Source organism: Tenacibaculum sp. AHE14PA, from assembly GCF_019278465.1.
GTDB classification, from domain to species: Bacteria; Bacteroidota; Bacteroidia; order Flavobacteriales; family Flavobacteriaceae; genus Polaribacter; species Polaribacter bernardetii.
The window spans coordinates 234,484-256,671 of record NZ_CP058983.1 but is presented as its reverse complement, the minus strand read 5'-3'; the positions used below and the strand labels follow the sequence as shown (position 1 = coordinate 256,671).

The window sequence follows — 22,188 nt, the reverse complement described above, 5'->3', positions numbered from 1 at the left end:
AAAAAAATGACAAAACAAAACATACAATCGAATGAACATGATGCGTATTACAAAAGATATTTAGATAAAGTAGCAGATTCGATAGATTTAATGACAGGTTTTGAAGAAGACAAGAAAATGGTAATCGATTTTTTTTCATCTGTACCTAAAGATAAATTAGAATACCGCTATCAACCTGAAAAATGGACAATCAAAGAGCTATTACAACATATTATTGATACCGAACGCATTTTTATGTATCGTTTTTTACGAATAGCAAGAAAAGACACTACGGCTATGGCTGGCTTCGATCAAGATATTTATATAGATCCATCAGGAGCAAACGATAAATCTATGGATGAATTATTGGAAGAGTTTACTGTTTCACGTATGTATTCTATGAATTTAATTAATAGTATTTCTGATGATAATTTAATCAATTTAGGAACCGCTAGTAACTCACCTGTATCTGCAAGAGCGTGTGCTTTTATTTTATTAGGGCACAGTGTTTGGCATATTGATATTATTAAAGAACGCTATTTATAATGTTAGAAATAAGACCTAGTTGCGAGCACTGCAACAAATATTTACCTAGCAATTCTAGTGAAGCCATGATTTGCTCTTTCGAGTGTACTTATTGCAAAACATGCGCTATAGAGATATTCAAAAATGTGTGCCCTAGTTGTGCTGGTAATTTTGTAGAGCGTCCTATAAGAACATCAGAAATGATAGCAAAGTATCCTATTTCAACAAAAAGAATATATGATCCAAAAGATTTAGAAAAAGCGAAATTTAATGCTGATAAATTTAGAGAGATAAAACCTGAAAATAGATAATTGATGATTACGTTTAAATTAGCAACAACTTCAGATACTGAAGTTATAGCCTTATTAGGTAGAATTACTTATACAGAGTCTCATGGTCACTTTATAGACGATAAAAATGATTTATTAGCTTATTGTGCGAATGCTTTTTCTATCAAAAAAATAATAGAAGAATTAGAAGACAAAAATAATCTGTTTCATATCGCTTATGTAGATGATTTACCTGTCGGTTTTTCTAAAGTGGTATTAAATTATCCGTTTGAAGACAAAACAGCTAATAGTAGCGTAAGATTAGAAAGATTATATATTTTAAATCAGTTTTTACCCTTAAAAATTGGGCAACCTTTTTTAGATTTTATTATTGATAAAATCAAAGAAAAAAATGCCACTGCAATATGGCTTTCTGTATATATTAAAAACGAAAGAGGTATTCGTTTTTACCATAGAAATGAGTTTAAAAACATTGGTGAGTTAAATTTTATTGTTAATGGGAAAGAATACGAAAACTACGTTTTATCAAAAGAAATTTAACATGGAATACGAACAATCAAAATTAAATAGAGTAAAGCGAGGAGCAAACAGAGCAACCTATGATGTAGATAAAATTAATGCTATTTTAGATGCAGGTTTTTTATGTTATGTTGGCTATATTTATGATGGTAATCCTATTACAATTCCGATGGCATATACCAGAAGAGATGATAAGATTTATATTCATGGTTCAACTGCGAACAGAATGTTATTATCGATATTAGAAAGCGGAAAAACATCAATAACAGTTATGCATTTAGACGGATTAGTTTTAGCGCGTTCTGGCTTACATCATTCTGTAAATTATCGTTCGGCAACCCTTTTCGGAAGCTTAAATAAAATTGAAAAAGATATTAAAAAAACGGAGATTTTAAAGTGGATTGTAGATCAAATGGTTCCTAACCAATGGGGTTCTTTAAGGCCTATGCATCAAAAAGAATTAGATAGAACTTTAGTGTTAGAATTTACTATCGAAACCGCCTCAGCAAAAGTTAGAGATACTGGTGTAGTTGATGAACCTGAAGATTACGACTTACCAATTTGGGCGGGTATTGTACCTATAAAACAAGTTGCTGAATTTCCTATTTCTGACGATAAATTAAAAGAAGGTGTTGAAACTCCTAAACATGTGTTAGATTATTATCAACAAAATAAACAGTAAGTTTGCTCTTTAATTTTCTAAAACCTTAATCCCCCAAAACATATATTCAAAAAAATACTTTTTAATTTTATTTTCTTCCCTAATATTTATTTCATGTAGCGAAAGTTCTATAAACGATATTGATAGTACCGAGAACAACACAATTACTCAAGAAGTTCATAAATTAATAAATGAACACAGAAGTAGCATTGGTAAAAACACACTTATTTTTAATGATCAAATAGCAGACATAGCCATAGAGCATACGCAATATATGATTGATAAAAACAAGATAAGTCACGATAACTTTGACACAAGGTTCATTGAAGTAAGAAATCTTGTGAATGCTGTTAGTTTTGGCGAAAATGTTGCTTCGCGTCAAAGAAATGCTCAAGAAGTTGTTACAGTTTGGTTAAACAGTCCTGGTCATAGAGAAAATATTGAAGGAAATTATACTCATACAGGTATCGGAATTAAAAAAGATTCTAAGAATAATTATTATTTCACACAATTATTTTATGCAAAATAAGGTAATATATTATACTTTTTTACAAAGTCAATAATATAATAACATCATAAATTATTGTAAATTTCCTACATGAAAATTTATGATGTTATAATTCTTACAGAAGGTAGGTATTTAAATCCGACAAAAGTTGATACTTACAGTAAAAATGTATTAAAAGAGGACAACTACGTAAAAGTTGCTTTAGAAAAAATAGGCTTAAAAGTTGGTCGTCTTTCTTGGGATGACGCTACTTTTAATTGGTCTACAACTAAATATATTTTATTTAGAACTACCTGGGATTATTTTGATCGATATGATGAGTTTTCTAAATGGTTAAACAACGTTTCTAAACAAACCATTTTACTAAATTCAGAAGCTATAATTCGCTGGAATATCAATAAACACTATTTACAAGATTTACAAAAAAAAGAAGTTCATATTTGTGAATCTTATTTTATAGAAACTACGGAAAAAAGTAGTTTACAAGAATTAGCAACAAAACATCAGCTTAATGAGTTTGTACTAAAACCTTGTGTTTCTGGTGGTGGAAGACATACTTATCGAATAAATCCTCAAAACATTCCTGACCATGAAGCTATTTTTAAGAAATTAATAGCTACAGAAGCATTAATACTACAGCCTTTTCAGCATAACATCGTTAAAAAAGGTGAAATTTCATTAATCGTTATAGACGGTAAATTTACACACGCTGTTTTAAAAATTGCTAAAAAAGGAGATTTTAGAGTTCAAGATGATTTTGGAGGTTCTGTACACAACTACACTCCTACGCAACCAGAAATTAACTTTGCTGAAAAAGCCATAAAAGCATGTGATGAGCTTCCTATTTACGCCAGGGTTGATGTTTTTACAGACAACAATAACAACTTAGCACTTGCAGAATTAGAGCTGATAGAACCCGAATTATGGTTTAGAAACAATCCGAAAGCTGCCGATGAATTAGCGAAAGAAATTCATAAGTTAATCAATCAAAAAGCAGTGTAATTATAGTATCAAAAGATTATCTTAGAAAAAATAAATTCTTAAAATTATAATTTACCAATTTTAAGGAGAAATTATATTCATAAATGTAAAACTGATTTGTTTTTAAGAAAATGAACGGATTAACTACTAATTAACAAGATTGAATTACAAAAAAAAGAAACCTTCTTAGTTACATAGCGTTCAGTAGAAAAAAAAGGGAGTTTAAAAATAGAAACAAATAGTTATTATAAGCAAAAAAGAGTGACTTTTCAGTCACTCTTTTTTTTAAAGAAATACATTTTCTTATTTTCTTTTTCCGAAAATATAAGTGATACCAATGTTTAATCCCCAAGAAGAATATGGCGCATTTTCTGCCAATTGCTTTCTTGCTAAAGGATTTGTTTGAGCATCTGCATACTCCGCTAAAGTTAACGAATCTTCGTAAGAAATTTTATCATTAATTAATGGAAGAAGAGTTCCAAAACTTTGTAATAAAGCAGGGTTTCCTCCTACTGTTTGTAATAACTGTGCTCTTGTAGCAGGTTGTCCTGCTATAGTAGCAGTAAAATCTCCAATCTCAGAAACATCTCTAGTTACACTAATACCTAAGTATTCAACTTCTCCAAACAACTCTAAATTTTTTGTTATTGCATGCTTATAACCTATAGCTCCAATAAACCCGATAGGAAATTTACCTTTAAAATCTCTAGTAAAATCCATATTTAAAGGTACAGTTGCTCCTGCAGGGGCAGCCGGGTTTAAGATAGCAGCAGGCAATTCTGCTCTAACTTTTCCAACTAGTTCTGTTTTACCACCAACCTTTGTTAAAATACCAGCTCTACCATAAAAGTTTTCAGTGATATTGTAAACAGTAGAAACAGATAATCCAAAAGCTCTACCTCTAGCTTTTACATCTACAAACGGCTGATTAGGAACATCAACAAGTAACATAGATTGGTCTGCTCCATTCAAATAACCTCCAGCAATTTCAATACCCCAGCTCTTATTAAAAAAATAACCTGTTCTTAATTGAAAATGTGAACCTTCACCATAACTACCATAAGTATTCTCTACACCACTAGTAGTTGTTTTAGTTCCAAATTGTACTCCTGCAGCCTCAAAAGAGTAACCATTACTTGCAGATACATAAAACTGTGCATTAACAGCAAGTGACGTTAAAAAAACGATCACAGATAAAATAATTCTATTCATATTTATTTCTATTTTAGATTATAAAAGTAAAAATAAAAATGGATACTAGGCTGTATTTACCTTATAAAATCGATAAAAATATCATAATTTTGTTATTCAAAAAACAAAGCTATTGAATACCAATATTTTAGATAAAAAGGTCCAAGAATTTATTAATATAAACTTGAATTCTGATATCACAAAGCTGATTTTGAAAGGAAGTCCGTTTGAGAATATATCAATACAAGAATTATCAAATCAAATTATTGGTAAACAAAAATCTAAGAACAAATTACCACATTGGTTTGCTACAAAGAACATCTATTATCCAGTAAAAATTAGTATTGAACAAACATCTTCTGAAGTAAGTGCTAAATATAAAGCGAGCTTAGTTTCTGGTAAAAACTTAATTGACATAACAGGAGGTTTTGGAGTTGATGCTTTTTATTTTTCTAAAATATTTGATAAAGTTACACACGCAGAAATCAATGAAGAATTATCAGAAATTGTAACTTATAACTACAATCAATTATCGATTAAAAACGTTCAAACAGTTGCTGATAACGGATTAGATTTCCTAAAAAAAACAACCGAAAAATTCGATTGTATTTATATTGATCCTTCTCGTAGAAGCGACATAAAAGGAAAGGTGTTTTTATTAAAAGATTGCTTACCTAATGTACCTGAAAATATTGATTTTCTATTTACAAAATCAGATACAATCTTAATTAAAAACTCACCAATGTTAGATATAACAGCTACATTAAACGAGTTAAAATTTGTAAAAGAAATTCATGTTGTTGCAGTAAATAACGAAGTAAAAGAATTGCTTTTTTTACTTAAAAAAAAACTTAAAGCTGAAGTAGAGATTAAAACAACTAACATATTAAAAGACAGTATTCAAAGTTTTAATTTTAAACCTGGAGTTAAGAATGAAAAAGCATACTCATTACCAACTAATTACTTATATGAACCTAATGCTGCAATTTTAAAGTCAGGCGGATTTAATGAAGTAACAAATCAGTATGATGTTAAAAAACTACACCAACATTCACATTTATATACATCCGAAGAATTAATACTTAATTTCCCTGGAAGGACATTTAAAATAGAAGAGGTTTATCCTTACAATAAAAAGAAATTGAAAAAACAATTAACTATTTCAAAAGCAAATATCACCACACGAAACTTCCCTAAAACCGTGGCACAAATAAGAGTCGAAACAAAGCTTAAAGATGGTGGAGATTCTTATCTGTTTTTCACAACAAATAGTAGCAATGAGTTAATTGTAGTCAATTGCACTAAAACTTCGTAAAACAAAGCCTTTCGCCTTAAACATTTGTTTTTTATTACCAGCCTTTTACCTTGTAGTACTGAAGGATACCTTTAAAATTTTTGTTATTCACTAAGGCTTTTCAGTTCATTTACTTTTAAGTACTTTTGTTTATAACATGAAACAAGCAAGCACATATCAATCTATAAAATTATCAGAAAACTCCTCTTTAAAGGTGGATGATAATTTGGTGATTGAAGCACCACTTCAGATCAACATAAACAATGAGTCTTATACTGTAGTTATGAGAACTCCGGGAGACGATAACGAGCTTATAAGAGGACTTTTGTACGCAGAAGACATTTATAAAAGCAATGATGAATTAAAGATAGATATTATTGAAATAAATAATGATTTTTCGGCCATCTTAAATGTTAGTATTCCAAAGGGAAAATTAAGAAAAGGCTACCTTAATAAGCGAACTCTTTTATCAGTTTCATCCTGTGGAATTTGCGGAAAAAAAGAGTTAAAAGATCTAAAAACAAGTGATGAGCCTCTTAGTAACAAGCATAATGAATCAATTGATGTAACATTTGATATGTTTTTAAAAATGAACGAGTTACAGTTTTTATTTAAAAAAACAGGAGGAAGTCATGCTTGTGCGTTATTCGATAAAAAAAAGGAGCTCTTAACTATCAAAGAAGATATTGGTCGTCATAACGCAGTTGATAAATGTATTGGTGATTTAATCAATAAAAATAAAATAAAAGAAGTAAGCTATATGCTAGTAAGCGGTCGCGTTTCGTACGAGATTGTTTCGAAGGCTTTTTTTGCTAAAATCCCTATTATTATAGCAGTTTCTGCCTGCTCTTCTTTAGCCGTTGATTTTGCCAAAGAATTTGGCATTTGCCTAATAGGTTTTAGTAGAAATAATAAAATGACAGTTTACGCTAATCCTCAATATATAAATTATGAGCGATAAAAAAATACAAGAACAACCTCCTGAGAAATTAACCGGTATTGAACTTATAGATATTCCTAAAAAGGCAGTAGGTACAAAAGCAATACAATCGGCTTTAAGTCATGTTTTTTCAGAAACAGGTGTAGTAAAAGGAATTAGCCTTCTTAAAAACATCAATCAAATTAATGGTTTTGATTGTCCGGGTTGTGCCTGGCCAGATCCAGATCAGAAAAGAGCTTTTTTAGCGGAATATTGCGAAAACGGTGCAAAAGCAGTTGCTGAAGAAGCTACAACGAATAGAGTATCTCCGTTATTTTTCGCAACACATTCTGTGCAAGAAATGTCTGAATGGTCTGATTATGAAATTGGTAAAAGTGGACGAATCACTCATCCAATGATTTTGAAAGAAGGAGCTGATAATTATGAAGAAATTTCTTGGCAAGCGGCTTTTAATCTTATTGGGAGTGAGTTAAACAACTTAAATTCTCCTGATGAAGCCATCTTTTACACTTCAGGAAGAACAAGTAATGAAGCTGCTTTTTTATATCAGCTATTTGTACGTCAGTTTGGTACCAATAACTTACCAGATTGCTCTAATATGTGTCACGAAAGTAGCGGTAGCGGACTTTCAGAAACACTAGGAATTGGTAAAGGCTCTGTTACTTTAGATGACTTTAATCATGCTGATTTAGTGATTGTTATAGGTCAGAATCCAGGAACAAATCACCCTAGAATGCTTACTGCATTAAAGGACACTAAAAAGAATGGCGGAAAAATAATGACTATAAATCCGTTGCCTGAAGTTGGATTAATGAATTATGTAGATCCGCAAAATCCTTTAAAATGGTTTGGAGCTGGTGATAAGTTAACTGACTTGTTTTTACAAGTAAAAATTAACGGAGATGTTGCCTTGTTAAAAATCATCTTAAAGATGATGAAAATTGAGGAGGAAAAATCGGGAGATGTTTTTAACCATCAATTTATAAAAGAAAAAACACACGGCTTAGAGCAATTTCTAGTCGATTTAGATAAATATTCAATAGAAGAATTATTACCCCAAACAGGCCTACCTTTAGAAGTAATTAAAGAGGCTACAGATATGATTATCAGTAATGATAAAATTATTATTTGTTGGGCAATGGGATTAACACAACATAAAAATGCAGTAGATAATATCCGTGAAGTTGTTAATTTATTATTATTAAAAGGAAGTATCGGTAAAAAAGGTGCTGGTACTTGCCCAGTAAGAGGGCACTCTAACGTGCAAGGAGATCGAACAATGGGAATATGGGAAAAGCCTAAAAATGGTTTTTTAGACAATTTAGAAAAGGAATTTCAATTCAATGCCCCACGTAAACATGGTTATGACGTTGTCGCAGCTATTGAGGCTATGCATCAGAAAAAAGCTAGTGTTTTTATAGGAATGGGAGGTAATTTTATCTCTGCAACTCCAGATACAGTATATACTGCTGAAGCTTTAAAAAACTGTGATTTAACAGTACAAATATCAACAAAATTAAATCGTAGTCACTTAATTCATGGTAAACAAGCATTAATTCTTCCTTGTTTAGGTCGTTCCGAAAAGGATAATCAAAAAAGCGGAGAACAGTTTATTACTGTAGAAAATTCGATGGGTATTGTACATCAATCAAACGGACATTTAACGCCTGCTTCTAAACATTTATTAAGTGAGCCCGCTATTGTTGCAGGCATTGCTACCGCTACATTGAAGAATAATAAGGTTCAATGGAGTAAATTAATTACCAATTACGATTTAATTCGCACTAAAATAGAAGCCACCATAGACGGTTTTGATAGCTACAATGAAAGAGTTCGTGTAAAAGGAGGTTTTTACTTACCCAATAATGCACGCGAAAACAACTTCTCTCCTACTTTAACTGGAAAAGCAAATTTTTCTACAAATTCACCTTCGGATATTGCTCTAGATGAAAATCAATTTATGATGATGACCATTCGTACACACGATCAATACAATACTACTATTTATGGTTTGAATGATCGTTACCGCGGAATTTTAAATGAACGAAGAGTTATTTTTATGAATCCTGACGATATGAAAAATCATGGTCTAAAAAAATTAGACAAAGTAGATTTAACTAGTCATTTTAAAGGAGAAGAAAGAAAGGCAAACGGATTTTTAGTAATTCCGTACAGCATACCTAAACAATGTACTGCAACTTATTTTCCTGAAGCAAACGTATTAGTTCCTCTAAAAAGTAAAGCGAGAATTAGCCATACACCTGCATCAAAAACTGTGATTATAACCGTTAAAAAACAAGACTAAAAAAAGATTTGTACTTTAGTAAAATATTTTAACAAAAATCAACCTACAATTATGCCTTTTATAGAAGAAGATAAGTTTCAATTAATGCAAGAAGACTTAGATAATGCTAAGCTTAAAAGAGAAGAAGCAGAAAGCGAATTAGAAGAAACAAAAGAAGCACTTACTTCCGCTAAAAAAGGATCTATGATATTGCCTATTATATTAGGTCTAATGCTTGGAGCTGCCTTAGGAGCTACTTATTATTTTTACACCAATAATGGCGGAGTTTCTTATACTTCATCTGAAGATGAAACTGCTATAAGAAAAAGTGAAAATATAAGAGTGTTAGACAGTATTGTTAGAGCAAATGCTAGAGCCGCGAGAAACAACAGTTCTACTACTGATGAAAATAATTTAAATGAAACTATCGATTCTGTTATAGATAATACAAGCGACAAAACAATTTATTCTGTTCAAATTGGTGTTTTCTCTAAAAAGAAGCACGCTTTAATTTCTACTTCAACAATACCTTCAACCGTTACTATAAATGATGGATACTTTAAATATTCTATAGGTTTATTTGATTCTTTAAGCGAAGCTAAATCGTTAAGAAAAGAATTAATAAAAATAGGCTTCAAAGATGCTTTTGTTGCTTCATATATTAATGGAGAACGCCAAAAAATACACCCTTAAAAACAATATATAAATGCTATTTAAAATTAGTGAAAAAGCACTCATGGTATGTTTTACCTTGAGTGTTTACTTTTTATACGCTCAAACTGAAATTCCTCAGCAAGAAACTCAAATTGGCTTCGGGCAACTAGATTTTTTATCTATTAAAATGCCCGATAACGAGAAAAATATGGATTTCACAGGAGTTCATTATAATTTAAAACCCAATAAGTGGAGTTATGTTGGTGTAGGTATTTATGGTGCTGTTGGCGGAATTCGTGGTGGTTTTTTTACTTTAGGAATCAATGCTGGTATTCAACATAAAATAACCGATAAATTATTTATAGATGCCGGATTTCATTTTGGCGGCGGTGGCGGAGCTGCAGCTCCTGACGGTGGTGGTGCTTTTATTTTACCTCATTTTAACTTAGGATATGATTTTAAACATTTCTCTACAACTGCAGGTTATAGTTATGTCGATTTTTTTGATGGAGGAACCATTAATAGCAGTCAATTTAATGTAGCTATTCAAATTCCTTTATCTTTTAAAACAACAAGTTTTAAAGAGCGTGAAAATTCTTTTTCTTTTGATGCGCTAAATAATAGTTCTTGGAATACTCCTGCTAATAAAATTTCTTTACTAGTACATCTAAATAATTTATCTGTAACAAAAGGTTCTTATAAAGGTAAAACAATACGTTTAGCTGGTTTTGAATTAAACTCATATCTTAATAAAAACATCTTCTTTTTTGTAAAAGCTGACGGTGCCTACCACGGAATTAGAGCTGGATATATGGATGTTCTTTTAGGAGGTGGATATCATTTATCAATGAATAAAAACCGTACAAATATCTTAGCTAAGTTTGGTGTTGGTGCTGGCGGTGGCGGTGGTGTTGATACCAAAGGTGGATTTTTAATTTATCCTGATATTTCTATCGAACAAAAATTATTTGATAATATTTATGCTTCAATTAACAAAGGATATTTAATGTCGCCTGATTCACACTTTAAAGCATCTACTTTAGGCTTTGGTTTAAAATATTATATAGATAAAGATGGTGTTTCTGGAAATGACAAATATAAAAGTGGAAAATTTAAAGGTTTAGAAACAATTATAAAACAAGATTTGTATTTAAGTGCTGCAAGAGATAATAATGGTGGATTTACTCAGAACATGCATCAAATTTCTTTGCAAATAAACTTTTTCTTTAATAAGTATATTTATGGAGCCGGACAAACATCATTCGCTAATTTTGGTGATGCTGGTGCTTATGCTGAAGGTATTGTTGGTTTAGGAGTACAATCAAATACTTTTTTTAACAATACAACTTCAATCTTTGGCCAACTTTTAGGTGGAGCTGCCGGTGGTGGTGGAATTAGTACAGGACAGGGTTTAATTGTAAAACCAAGTATGGGACTAAATTACAAACTAACAAATAAATTAAATGTACGTGGTGGATTAGGATATGTTAAAGCACGAGGTGGTAAATTAAGTAGTACTTATTTAAACTTTGGTATTAGTTATAACTTTTCTTTTTTAAGCGTTAAATAATTACACCAAAACCTAACTATTACTTTTACCTATTTTGCAAACATATTTTCAATATTTTTCGACTTCTATAACCGAAATAAAGCTTCCTAAAAAGTTTACTTTTCCGTTTTATTACGAACCTCATTCGTTGTGCAAGTTAGCTTCAAAAGAAGTGCAAAATTATTTGAGTGTGCAAACAGATTTCGAACATAATTTCGGGTTAGATAACTCCAAAAAAGGAGTTATTTCAGGAAAAATGTTTGGAGTTTTAGTCGTACAAAATCAACAAAATGAAATCGGCTACATAACTGCTGTTTCTGGTAAGTTGGGCGAAAAAAACAAGCACAAAAAGTTCGTTCCACCTGTTTACGATATGCTTACTAAAGATTCGTTTTTCTTAAAAGAAAAAGAAACTTTAAGGAATATAAGTATTGAATTAGATCGTTTAGAGAATACTGCTGAGTATTTAAAATTACGTACTCTTTACGAACAAGAAACTAATAAGGCGGCTGCTGATATTACAGAAAAAAAAGAAGCTTTAAAAAAAGCTAAAATTGCTCGTAAATTAAAAAGAGAAAAAGCATTTACCGAGTTATCAACAGAAGATTATGAAACTTTAAAAAATATTTTAAGTAAAGAGAGTTTAGATGCCAAACATTACCTAAATAATGTAACTCGCTTTTGGGAACATACTTTGAAACCTATTAAAGAAAAACTATTGATTTTTACCAATCAAATAACGTTACTAAAAGAAAAACGTAAAACTAAATCCACAGCTTTACAGATTTATATATCAAAACAATATCAATTTTTAAATTCAAAAAAAGAGGTTAAAAATTTAGGGGAGTTATTTACGAATGTTTCTATACAAAATATTCCAGCAGGAACTGGTGAATGCGCTGCTCCTAAATTATTACAATATGCTTTTTCACATGATTTAACACCTATTACGATGGCAGAGTTTTGGTGGGGGAAATCGCCAAATAAAGAAGTCCGAAAACACCAACAATTCTATCCGGCTTGCCAAGGAAAATGCAAACCTATTTTAACACATATGTTAGCAGGAATTAAGATGGATACGAATCCGTTATTAGAAAACCCTGCTGTTGGTAAAGAACTAGAAACTATTTTTGAGGACAACGATTTAATCGTAATTTACAAACCTAATGACTTTTTATCGGTTCCAGGAATTCATATACAAGATTCGGTTTATTCTCGAATTAAACAACAAATTAAAAATATTTCGGGACCAATTATTGTACATCGCTTAGACATGGCTACTTCTGGTTTATTAGTTTTGGCTAAAAACAAAAAAGCTCATAAAATTATACAAAGTCAGTTTATTAATAAAACGGTTAAAAAAAGATACACGGCTTTATTAGATGGAATTATTACCGAAAATAAAGGGATAATTAATTTACCACTTCGTGTAGATTTAGATGACAGACCAAGACAATTGGTATGTTATGAACACGGAAAACCTGCAGAAACTAAATGGGAGGTTATTGAAAGGAAAAACAGAAAAACAAAGGTACACTTCTACCCTATTTCTGGTCGAACACATCAATTACGAATGCATGCTTCTCATAGTTTAGGACTAAACACACCAATTATAGGTGATGACTTGTATGGAAAAAAATCTGACCGTTTGTATTTACATTCAGATACTTTAGAGTTTGCACATCCTATTACTAAGGAGAAAATGAAATTTCATAAAAAAGCGGATTTTTAAGCTTTCACTAAAACTTTATAAAATAGTTTAGCCCAGATTGTAGCATTTGTTTGAGCTCCTCGCAGAGAGCGAGTGCGGAAAGCTGGAATTAGCTTCTGACAGAATTAAGAATAAAAAAAGCCTCTCGATTTACTGAGAGGCTTTTGAATTTACACTAATTTCTTAGCGTCTTTTACTTTTTGCTTGGTAAGCGCAATATCGATTACCTCGCTCATTTCGTTTACGTAATGGAATGTTAATCCCTTTAAGTAACTTTCTTTTATTTCTTCGATGTCTCTTTTATTCTCGACACACAAAATAAGCTCTTTAATATTGGCGCGTTTTGCTGCTAATATTTTTTCTTTAATTCCACCTACTGGCAATACTTTTCCACGAAGTGTAATTTCACCTGTCATGGCTAGTTTATTTTTCACTTTACGCTGTGTATATACCGACATTAATGAAGTTAACATAGTAATACCTGCACTTGGCCCATCTTTTGGCGTTGCACCTTCTGGCACGTGAATATGTACGTCGTATTTTTCTAAAATTTCTTGTTTAATTCCGAATTTTTCAGCGTTTGCTTTGATGTATTTCATCGCAATTGTAGCTGATTCCTTCATCACTTTACCTAAATTACCTGTAATAGAAAGGTTTCCTTTACCTTTTGATAAAATAGATTCTATAAATAAAATATCTCCACCAACACTCGTCCACGCTAAACCAGTAACTACACCTGCAACATCATTATTTTCGTACTTACCTCTTTCTAGACGAGCAGGACCTAAAATAGTTTCGATATCTAAGTCTGATAAAGCAATGCTATACTCCTCTTCCATCGCTATTGATTTCGCCGCAAAACGAACTATTTTTGCTACTTGTTTTTCTAAACCACGCACTCCTGATTCTCGCGTATAACCTGCAACAATTTTTTCTAGTTGTTTTTTACCTACAGTTAAATGCGCTGTCGTTAAACCATGCTCTTTTAACTGCTTTGGTACTAAATATTTCTTAGCAATTTCAATTTTTTCTTCAATGGTATAACCTGTAACATTAATAATCTCCATACGATCACGTAATGCCCAAGGAATTTGACCTAAGTTATTTGCCGTTGCAATAAATAACACTTTAGAAAGGTCGTAACCAACCTCTAAATAATTATCATAAAACTCAGTATTTTGCTCAGGATCTAACACTTCTAACATTGCTGAAGAAGGATCTCCTTGATTACTTTGACTTAATTTATCTATTTCATCTAAAACAAATACAGGGTTTGATGTTCCAGATTTTTTAATATTCTGAATTAAACGTCCTGGCATCGCCCCTATATATGTTTTACGATGACCTCTAATTTCAGATTCATCACGTAAACCACCCAACGACATTCTTGTATATTTACGACCTAATGCTTCTGCAACCGATTTTCCTAATGATGTTTTACCTACACCTGGAGGACCGTATAAACAAAGAATTGGCGACTTCATATCTCCACGTAATTTTAAAACAGCTAAATGTTCTATTATACGTTCTTTCACTTTTTCTAATCCGAAGTGATCTCTGTCTAATATTTTCTGAGCACGTTTTAAGTCGAATTTATCTTTAGAATATTCATTCCAAGGCAATTCTAACATTAACTCTAAATAGTTACGTTGCACACCATATTCTGCCATTTGAGGATTCATTCGCTTTAAGCGATTCAATTCCTTTTCAAATGTCTCAGCAACCTCTTTATTCCATTTTTTTGTTTTAGCCTTTATTCTCATTTGATCTAATTCCTGATCATGAGAAACACCACCTAATTCATCTTGAATGGTTTTTAACTGCTGATGTAAATAATATTCACGCTGTTGCTGATCTAAATCAGAACGTGTTTTAGACTGAATATCATTACGCAATTGTAATTTCTGAAGTTCTTTGTCTAAATTTTTTAACGTTAATAAAGCGCGTTCTTTTAAGTTATCTTTTTCAAGTAATACTTGTTTCTTAGCAACACTTAAATCCATGTTTGATGAAATAAAGTTCACCAAAAACGAGTTAGATTTTATGTTTTTAATAGCAAAAGAAGCTTCAGAAGGTAACATTGGGTTTTCTTTAATAACCTCTAATGCTAATTCTTTTATAGATTCTATAATTGCCTCAAACTCTTTTTCGTCATCAACCTCTTTATCATCTATTGCTTCCTTAACTCTTGCTTTTAAGTATGGTTCATCTTGCGTAATTTCATCAATCTCAAAACGTTTTTTTCCTTGAATGATAACTGTTGTGTTACCATCAGGCATTTTAAGAACACGTAAAATCTGTGCTACAACTCCGGTTTTATGAATATCATTTAAACCAGGGTTTTCTACATCGCCATCTTTCTGAGCAACAACACCAATTACTTTATCTCCTTTGTTTGCATCTTTTATTAACTGAATAGATTTATCTCTACCCGCTGTAATAGGAATTACAACACCAGGAAATAACACCGTATTTCTTAACGGTAAAATTGGCAGTTCTTCAGGTACTTTTTCTTTATTTATTATTTCTTCATCTTCAGGAGTTAATAAAGGAATCAATTCTGAATCTTCATTAAAAGCTTCTTGAAGCGACAAATTGTCTAAATGTATAATTTTTGATTTACTCATATCTTGTATATATGTCATAGTGACATTTATATATTGTTAGCAACAATACCAAACGCACTTTTTAACTTTTAATTATTTGATAAACAGCACACTATAAACATATGCACTATTTCGCTCGATTATATAAGTCAATTGTTATGCCAAGTAAAACTTATATTACTTGTAACTAATTACAAGCTGAGTCGTCATATTAATATATTTTTACAAAAACTAGCCAAAAAATGAAAACTAAACTAATTTTTATTGCTTTTATTTTACTAATAACAAGCTGTACAACGAATAAAAACTCAGATAAATTTATTAAAAATGCTACGGGCCGTTACTTCTTTAATGCTGATGAAATTATAGAGGTTAAATTTAAAGAGGGCGAATTACTTTTAACATGGCGTAATCAGCAATTGGTTCCTTTAAAAATTAACGATAGTACTTTTTATGCAAGCGAATTAAATGAAAAATTAATTTTTCATACAGATAAAGATAATATTGAATTAGCGAAAAAACGAGAACATAATGATAATGTATATGTTTTTAACAAATTAAATGATGGTGAAAAAACACCTAAAGAACATTTTGCACAAGGAGATTATAACGCTGCGCTAGTTGGTTATGAAAAAATTAAAGAAAAAGACAGTTTAAATCCTATAATTAGAGAACATACTTTTAATAGTTTGGGTTATCAATATTTAAGAGAAGATAAATATGAGCAAGCGATTGAAATTTTTAAAATTAACATTGCTTTATACCCTACTAGTTCTAATACTTACGACAGTACAGGTGATGCTTATTTAAAAAAATCAGATACTATTAAAGCAATTGAGTTTTATAAAAAAGCGTTGGATATAAACCCTGAAAATGGCAATGCAAAAAGGGCGTATAAAAAACTTACTAAAACTAACTAATTTGGAAAGACTAAAATATCCGATCGGAAAACCTGATATTCCTACCGTAATTTCTTCAGAAAAAATTAACGAATGGATTATTATTTTAGAAGAGTTTCCTGCTAAATTAGAGCTTCTTGTTAAAAATTTATCCGAAGAACAATTAAATACTTTATACAGAGATGGTGGTTGGTCTGTTAGGCAAGTTATTCATCATTGTGCAGACAGTCATCATAATTCATACACTCGTTTTAAATGGGCGTTAACAGAAGAAGAACCTGTTATTAAAACGTATTATGAAGCGCGTTGGGCAGAATTATTCGATTCTAAAACTGCCCCTATTCAGTTATCTTTAAATTCATTAAAAGCTTTACACGCTAAATGGGTGTATCTTTTAAAAGGATTAACTGATGATGATTTAAATAAGTGTTTCATTCATCCTGATGGAAATGAAAAAGTAAGTTTAAAAGAAAATATAGGTATTTATGCATGGCATTGCAACCATCATTACCAACACATAAATCAGTTATTACTTATAAAAAAGTGGTTGTAAAACAAATTATGTATTTTTACACAAAATAATAAAGTGCTATTTATTATTTAAGTTCAGATAAAATATTAAAAAATATGATACGAAGCTACAGAAATGAAAGGTGGAAAGAAATAGTATTTGATGATAAAATCTCTGAAAAAGAAAAATTTAAAATCTCTAATTACGGTAGAATTATCAACTGTAAAAAAGAAGAAGAGTTCCTTGTAAACGAATATTTTATAAACGGTTACCAGAACTTACCATTAAAACAACGAGTAAATGGAAAAAATACCAGTAGGTATGTTCATAAACTCGTAGCAGAATGTTTTTTACCTCGTAAAGAGGATGAATTGTATGTGATTCATTTAAATTATGATAAAAAAGACAATAGGATTGAAAATCTTAAATGGGCTACAAAAAGGGAGAAAGAAGTACACCAATATACCAATCCCGAATATGTAAATAAAGTTCATAAACCCAGAACTGCAAAACTTACTGAAACTAGAGTTAAATTACTTAAGCGTAAGCTAAACGACCCAAACAGAAAGACTCGTTTAAAAATGATTGCGAAACAATTTGGCGTTTCAGAAATGCAATTACATAGAATTAAAACGGGTGAAAATTGGGGATACGTTACCGAAGATTAATTTACAGTAAAATTAAGATAGCAATAGCTATAAAAACTACAATTTGCGCCCATTTTAGGAACACTCCTATTTGGGCGTTCTTTTTTATTGATGTTGATATTGTTCCTGCCAAAATAGCAATTGTAGAAAATATTACAAAAGAAGTAAGTATAAATAAGCCGCCTAAAACATAAAACTGAATTACCGTAGAAATCGTTTTTGAAAACAAAAACTGAGGGAAAAATGCCAAAAAGAAAATAGTAACTTTCGGGTTTAAAACATTCATCCAAAAACCTTTTTTAAACAATTCGAAAGTAGATTTCTTAACTACATTATCTGTTGAAAACGCAATTTTAGCATCACTTTTATAAACTTGGTATGCAATATACAGCAAATACAAGGCTCCGAATAATTTGATAATAAAAAATAAATTCGGATTTTGCTTTATAACTTCCGAAACCCCAAAAGCAACCAAAGTTGTATGAATAATACAACCCGTCATTAAACCAACAACTGTTGCTAAACCATATTTTTTACCATGCACAATACTTTGTGTTAGTACAAAAATATTATCTGGCCCTGGTGAAAAAGCTAAAGTAGCCGTAGCTAAAACAAACGAAATAAGAGTTTCAATCATTAATTAAATAATTATAAAAAACTACTGAAATTAATTCAGTAAAAAGTTAATTTAAGATTGATCTAAAATAGCTTTATTGATTCGCTTTACCAAACTCGGCCCTTCATAGATAAACCCAGTATAAATTTGTACCAAATCGGCACCAGCATTTATTTTATCTAAAGCATCTTTTTCAGAATGAATACCTCCTACCCCGATTATAGGAAATGCTTTGTTAGATTTATCTGCTAGGTATTTAATTACTTTCGTACTTCTTTCTTTAACCGGTTGACCGCTAACACCACCATTACCAATTTCTAATAATCGTTCTTTAGAAACTTTTAAATTATCTCTATTTACTGATGTGTTTGAGGCAATAACTCCATCTATTTTAGTTTTAGCTACCAATTCAATTATTTCATCTAATTGTTGGTTATTTAAATCTGGAGCTATTTTTAAAAGAATAGGTCTCGACTTCGCTCGACCTGACACTGAAAGCTCCTTATTTAATTTCTGAACCTCAGTAATTAACTCATATAAGTATTCAACATCATCTAGTTTTGCATGACTCCCAACATTAGGGCAACTTACATTCAACACAAAATAATCTACATACGGATGCAGTCCTTTAAAACACTCTAAGTAATCTGACGTATAGTTTTCTGGAGCTGTATCGGTATTTTTACCGATGTTACCTCCAATGATAATTTTACCTTTATTCTTTTTTAATTGTTCGATCGCAATGGTTAATCCTTCATTATTAAATCCCATTCGGTTGATGATTCCTTGATCATCTTTTAAACGGAATAATCTTTTCTTCGGATTTCCAGCTTGCCCTTTTGGTGTTACGGTTCCTATTTCTACAAAACCAAATCCGAAGTTTGCTAATTCATTATACAAAACCGCATTTTTATCAAATCCAGCAGCTAAACCAACAGGATTTTTAAAAGTTAATCCGAATAAATTACGTTCTAATTTTTTATCATTTACCTGATATAAACCTCTGAATATTGAAGTTACAAAAGGAATTTTAGACATAAACTTTACCAATGAAAAAGTAAAATAATGAATCTTTTCTGGATCAAATAGAAAGAAAATCGGACGGATGATTAATTTGTACATACTTCTTATCAGGTCGAGCGCAGTCGAGACCTTAATTATAGTTTAAAAAATAACCTCTCGACTGCGCTCGAGGAGACATTTAAATTAAAAAAAAGCCCCAATAAAAATTGGAGCTTTTGAATTATCTTAATACAGCTTCTAAATTCTTTTCGAATGTTAGCTGTAATTTTTGCATTATTTTATCAATCTGTTTATCTGCCAATGTTTTGTTTTCATCTTGTAAAACAAAACTAACAGCGTATGATTTTTTACCTTCAGGTAATTTATCACCTTCATAAACATCAAATAAATCTACCTCTTTTAATAATTTCTTTTCTGATTGAAAAGCAAGGTTGTAAATTTCTTTAAACTCTATTTTATCATCTAATAACAACGCTAAATCACGCTTTACTGATGGAAACTTAGCTAAATCAGATACTTTAATTTTCTTATTACCAGCTAAGCTTAAAATGTTTTCCCAATTAAAATCAGCAAATAAAACTTCTTGTTTAATAGAAAATTCTTTTAAAACAGCTCTTTTTATAACTCCGAATTCAACTAGCTTAGTTTTTCCTAAACTTAATACTACACCTTCAGAAAACACATCTGTTTTAATAGGTGATGTTTTTAAATTATCAAGCCCTAATCTACTTAATAAGTTCGTTACAATTCCTTTTAAATAAAAGAAATCAGAAGCTTCTGTTGCTATTTTCCAACTATCTTTCGTTCTGTTACCGGTAACAAACAACGTTAAATGTTTGTCTTCCTGATAACCACTTTCGTATTTATGATATGTTTTACCAAACTCATAAAATTTTAATGCGTTATTTTTTCTGTTGATATTATAAGAAACAGATTCTAAACCGCTAAACAATAATGATTGTCGCATTACCTTTAAGTCGTTACTTAACGGATTTAACATTTCTACATTATGTTCTTCCTTTAAATTCTCAGACAAAGCAATATAATCTGCTTTTGTTAAAGAATTTGCCATCGTTTCGTTAAATCCTAATGAACTTAATTGGTTTGCAACAATGTTTTCTACCTTAACTTCTTTATCGTTATCAAATGAAATAGAAGTATTTAATTTATGAGAAAACTCGATGTTATTGTAACCGTAAACTCTTAAAATTTCTTCAATAATATCGGCTTCACGCTGCACATCTACTCGGTAAGAAGGTATTGTTAAACCTAAACCTCCTTCAGTTACACTGTTTATTTTAATTTCTAAAGAAGCTAAAATATTTTTAATCGTTTCTTTAGGAATTTCTTGACCTATTAATTTATACGTGTTTTCGAAAGATAAAAACACTTCGAAATCTTCTATTTTCTCTGGATAAAAATCTAAAACATCCGAAGACATTTTTCCACCAGCATATTCTTCAATTAATAGAGCAGCACGCTTTAAAGCGTATTTTGTTGAATTGATATCGATTCCTCTTTCGAAACGGAAAGAAGCATCTGTATTTAATGCGTGACGTTTTGCTGTTTTACGAACAGAAACCGGATTAAAATAAGCGCTTTCTAAGAAAATTGCTGTAGTATGTTCTGTTACTCCAGATTTTAAACCACCGAAAACACCACCTAAACATAATGGATTATCATCTGCATCACAAATCATAATATCATCAGCATCTAACGTTCTTTCTACTTCATCTAACGTCTTAAACTTCGTTCCTGCCGCTAAGGTTTTAACAATAACTTTATTCCCTCTAATTTTATTAGCATCAAAAGCATGTAAAGGTTGCCCTAACTCATGTAAAACATAATTTGTAATATCTACAATATTGTTTTTAGGTACAATACCAATAGCTTTTAATCTATTCTGAATCCATTCTGGAGATTCTTTAACCTCAATATCGGTAATTGTAATTCCGCAATAACGAGGTACTAAATTTTTATCTTCAATTTCGATATCAATCTTGTGTGTACGTTCGTCTACACGAAAATCTGATACAGAAGGAGAAATTAGCTCTAAATTTGTTCCTTGATGCATTAAACCTGCACGTAAATCACGAGCAACACCAAAGTGGCTCATTGCGTCTGCACGGTTTGGCGTTAAGCCTATTTCGAAAACATAATCTGTTTCGATATTAAAAACTTCTGAACAAGGTGTTCCTGAAATTAATTTTTCGTCTAAAACCATAATACCATCATGACTACTACCTAAACCTAACTCGTCTTCGGCGCAAATCATTCCGTGGCTTTCTTCTCCTCTTATTTTACCTTTTTTTATTTTAAAGCCTTCGCCTTTTTCATCATACAAGGTTGTTCCTACCGCAGCAACAGGCACTTTCTGACCAGCAGCTACATTTGGAGCACCACAAACTATTTGTACTGGATTACCGTCACCTAAATCTACCGTAGTAATTTTTAGTTTATCTGCGTTGGGATGCTTAACACATGTTTTTACTTCACCAACAACGATGCCCTTTAAGCTACCTTTAATACTCTCTACTTTTTCTATTCCTTCTACCTCTAGACCTAAATCTGTTAATAGTTCTCCTGTTTTTTCAGCTTTCCAGTCGGTTTGTAAAAATTGTCTTAACCAATTGTATGATATCTTCATAATCAATCTCTAATTTGAGCAGGCAAATTTAAGGAAAATAAAAGGAAAAATAACAGTCCTTCTTAACACTATTTATACCGCTGATTGTTAACTATTTGATAACATTTATTTCTCAGAATAATTGTTTTTTTGCACTCCCCCATAACTTAACAC

Annotated in this window: 19 protein-coding genes and 1 pseudogene; 15 read left to right on the top strand and 5 right to left on the bottom strand. The window is 31.0% G+C overall.

Going from position 1 to position 22,188, the window contains the following annotated elements; translation table 11 throughout:
• The first annotated feature begins 6 nt into the window (after positions 1-6).
• The 6 genes and pseudogenes from H0I30_RS01150 to H0I30_RS01125 all read left to right on the top strand — a co-directional run bounded on the left by H0I30_RS01150 (position 7) and on the right by H0I30_RS01125 (position 3,484).
• Positions 7-525 carry a DinB family protein gene (locus H0I30_RS01150; protein ID WP_218772481.1) on the top strand — a complete coding sequence of 173 codons (519 nt, stop codon included), beginning with the start codon at positions 7-9 and terminating at the stop codon, positions 523-525.
• Positions 525-683, top strand: a pseudogene (locus H0I30_RS13020) (DUF1272 domain-containing protein); the annotation flags it as partial. The gene H0I30_RS01150 and the pseudogene H0I30_RS13020, both read left to right, overlap by 1 nt.
• 135 nt (positions 684-818) lie before the next feature.
• Positions 819-1,334: a GNAT family N-acetyltransferase gene (locus H0I30_RS01140; protein WP_218772479.1), complete on the top strand. Its 516-nt coding sequence runs from the start codon at positions 819-821 to the stop codon at positions 1,332-1,334.
• A gap of 1 nt (position 1,335) precedes the next feature.
• Entirely contained in the window at positions 1,336-1,995 is a 660-nt protein-coding gene (locus H0I30_RS01135) for a pyridoxamine 5'-phosphate oxidase family protein (RefSeq protein WP_218772478.1), read from the top strand.
• A 28-nt stretch (positions 1,996-2,023) separates the two neighbouring features.
• Positions 2,024-2,503 carry a CAP domain-containing protein gene (locus H0I30_RS01130; protein WP_218773450.1) on the top strand — a complete coding sequence of 160 codons (480 nt, stop codon included), beginning with the start codon at positions 2,024-2,026 and terminating at the stop codon, positions 2,501-2,503.
• 69 nt (positions 2,504-2,572) lie between these two features.
• Positions 2,573-3,484, top strand: coding sequence for a RimK family alpha-L-glutamate ligase (locus H0I30_RS01125; RefSeq protein ID WP_218772477.1), 912 nt, complete (start codon positions 2,573-2,575; stop codon positions 3,482-3,484).
• A gap of 282 nt (positions 3,485-3,766) precedes the next feature.
• On the opposite strand, the gene H0I30_RS01120 is transcribed toward H0I30_RS01125, so the two are convergent.
• Positions 3,767-4,675, bottom strand: a complete 909-nt coding sequence (locus tag H0I30_RS01120) for an outer membrane beta-barrel protein (RefSeq protein ID WP_218772476.1) — start codon at positions 4,673-4,675, stop codon at positions 3,767-3,769.
• Positions 4,676-4,787: 112 nt separating this feature from the next.
• Between H0I30_RS01120 and H0I30_RS01115 the strand changes: the two genes are divergently transcribed.
• From H0I30_RS01115 to H0I30_RS01090, 6 genes are all read left to right on the top strand, one after another.
• The gene (locus H0I30_RS01115) at positions 4,788-5,969 is read left to right on the top strand and encodes an RsmD family RNA methyltransferase (protein WP_218772475.1); all 1,182 of its coding nucleotides are present in this window, start codon (positions 4,788-4,790) and stop codon (positions 5,967-5,969) included.
• A gap of 136 nt (positions 5,970-6,105) precedes the next feature.
• Positions 6,106-6,909, top strand: coding sequence for a formate dehydrogenase accessory sulfurtransferase FdhD (gene fdhD, locus H0I30_RS01110; protein ID WP_218772474.1), 804 nt, complete (start codon positions 6,106-6,108; stop codon positions 6,907-6,909).
• Positions 6,899-9,193 (top strand): FdhF/YdeP family oxidoreductase, encoded by a 2,295-nt coding sequence (locus H0I30_RS01105; RefSeq protein WP_218772473.1) that lies wholly within the window; start codon positions 6,899-6,901, stop codon positions 9,191-9,193. Before fdhD ends, H0I30_RS01105 begins: the two co-directional genes overlap by 11 nt.
• 51 nt (positions 9,194-9,244) lie before the next feature.
• Positions 9,245-9,865 carry an SPOR domain-containing protein gene (locus H0I30_RS01100; protein WP_218772472.1) on the top strand — a complete coding sequence of 207 codons (621 nt, stop codon included), beginning with the start codon at positions 9,245-9,247 and terminating at the stop codon, positions 9,863-9,865.
• Positions 9,866-9,878: 13 nt separating this feature from the next.
• A complete protein-coding gene (locus tag H0I30_RS01095) occupies positions 9,879-11,396 on the top strand; it encodes a hypothetical protein (protein WP_255554327.1) in 1,518 nt (505 codons plus the stop codon).
• A 169-nt stretch (positions 11,397-11,565) separates the two neighbouring features.
• Positions 11,566-13,107 (top strand): RluA family pseudouridine synthase, encoded by a 1,542-nt coding sequence (locus H0I30_RS01090; RefSeq protein WP_370624066.1) that lies wholly within the window; start codon positions 11,566-11,568, stop codon positions 13,105-13,107.
• 149 nt (positions 13,108-13,256) lie between these two features.
• On the opposite strand, the gene lon is transcribed toward H0I30_RS01090, so the two are convergent.
• Positions 13,257-15,731 (bottom strand): endopeptidase La, encoded by a 2,475-nt coding sequence (lon, locus tag H0I30_RS01085; protein WP_218772471.1) that lies wholly within the window; start codon positions 15,729-15,731, stop codon positions 13,257-13,259.
• A 203-nt stretch (positions 15,732-15,934) separates the two neighbouring features.
• On the opposite strand from lon, the gene H0I30_RS01080 reads away from it, so the two are divergent.
• The 3 genes from H0I30_RS01080 to H0I30_RS01070 all read left to right on the top strand — a co-directional run bounded on the left by H0I30_RS01080 (position 15,935) and on the right by H0I30_RS01070 (position 17,770).
• Positions 15,935-16,612: a M48 family metallopeptidase gene (locus H0I30_RS01080; RefSeq protein ID WP_218772470.1), complete on the top strand. Its 678-nt coding sequence runs from the start codon at positions 15,935-15,937 to the stop codon at positions 16,610-16,612.
• On the top strand, positions 16,572-17,144 hold the full coding sequence (locus H0I30_RS01075) for a YfiT family bacillithiol transferase (RefSeq protein WP_218773447.1): 573 nt from the start codon (positions 16,572-16,574) through the stop codon (positions 17,142-17,144). Before H0I30_RS01080 ends, H0I30_RS01075 begins: the two co-directional genes overlap by 41 nt.
• A 74-nt stretch (positions 17,145-17,218) precedes the next feature.
• Positions 17,219-17,770: an HNH endonuclease gene (locus H0I30_RS01070; RefSeq protein WP_218772469.1), complete on the top strand. Its 552-nt coding sequence runs from the start codon at positions 17,219-17,221 to the stop codon at positions 17,768-17,770.
• 1 nt (position 17,771) lies between these two features.
• On the opposite strand, the gene H0I30_RS01065 is transcribed toward H0I30_RS01070, so the two are convergent.
• The 3 genes from H0I30_RS01065 to pheT form a co-directional block, all read right to left on the bottom strand.
• Positions 17,772-18,386: a LysE family translocator gene (locus H0I30_RS01065; protein ID WP_218772468.1), complete on the bottom strand. Its 615-nt coding sequence runs from the start codon at positions 18,384-18,386 to the stop codon at positions 17,772-17,774.
• 51 nt (positions 18,387-18,437) lie between these two features.
• Positions 18,438-19,487: a quinone-dependent dihydroorotate dehydrogenase gene (locus H0I30_RS01060; protein ID WP_218772467.1), complete on the bottom strand. Its 1,050-nt coding sequence runs from the start codon at positions 19,485-19,487 to the stop codon at positions 18,438-18,440.
• A 121-nt stretch (positions 19,488-19,608) separates the two neighbouring features.
• Positions 19,609-22,035 carry a phenylalanine--tRNA ligase subunit beta gene (gene pheT, locus H0I30_RS01055; protein ID WP_218772466.1) on the bottom strand — a complete coding sequence of 809 codons (2,427 nt, stop codon included), beginning with the start codon at positions 22,033-22,035 and terminating at the stop codon, positions 19,609-19,611.
• Positions 22,036-22,188: the final 153 nt, after the last annotated feature.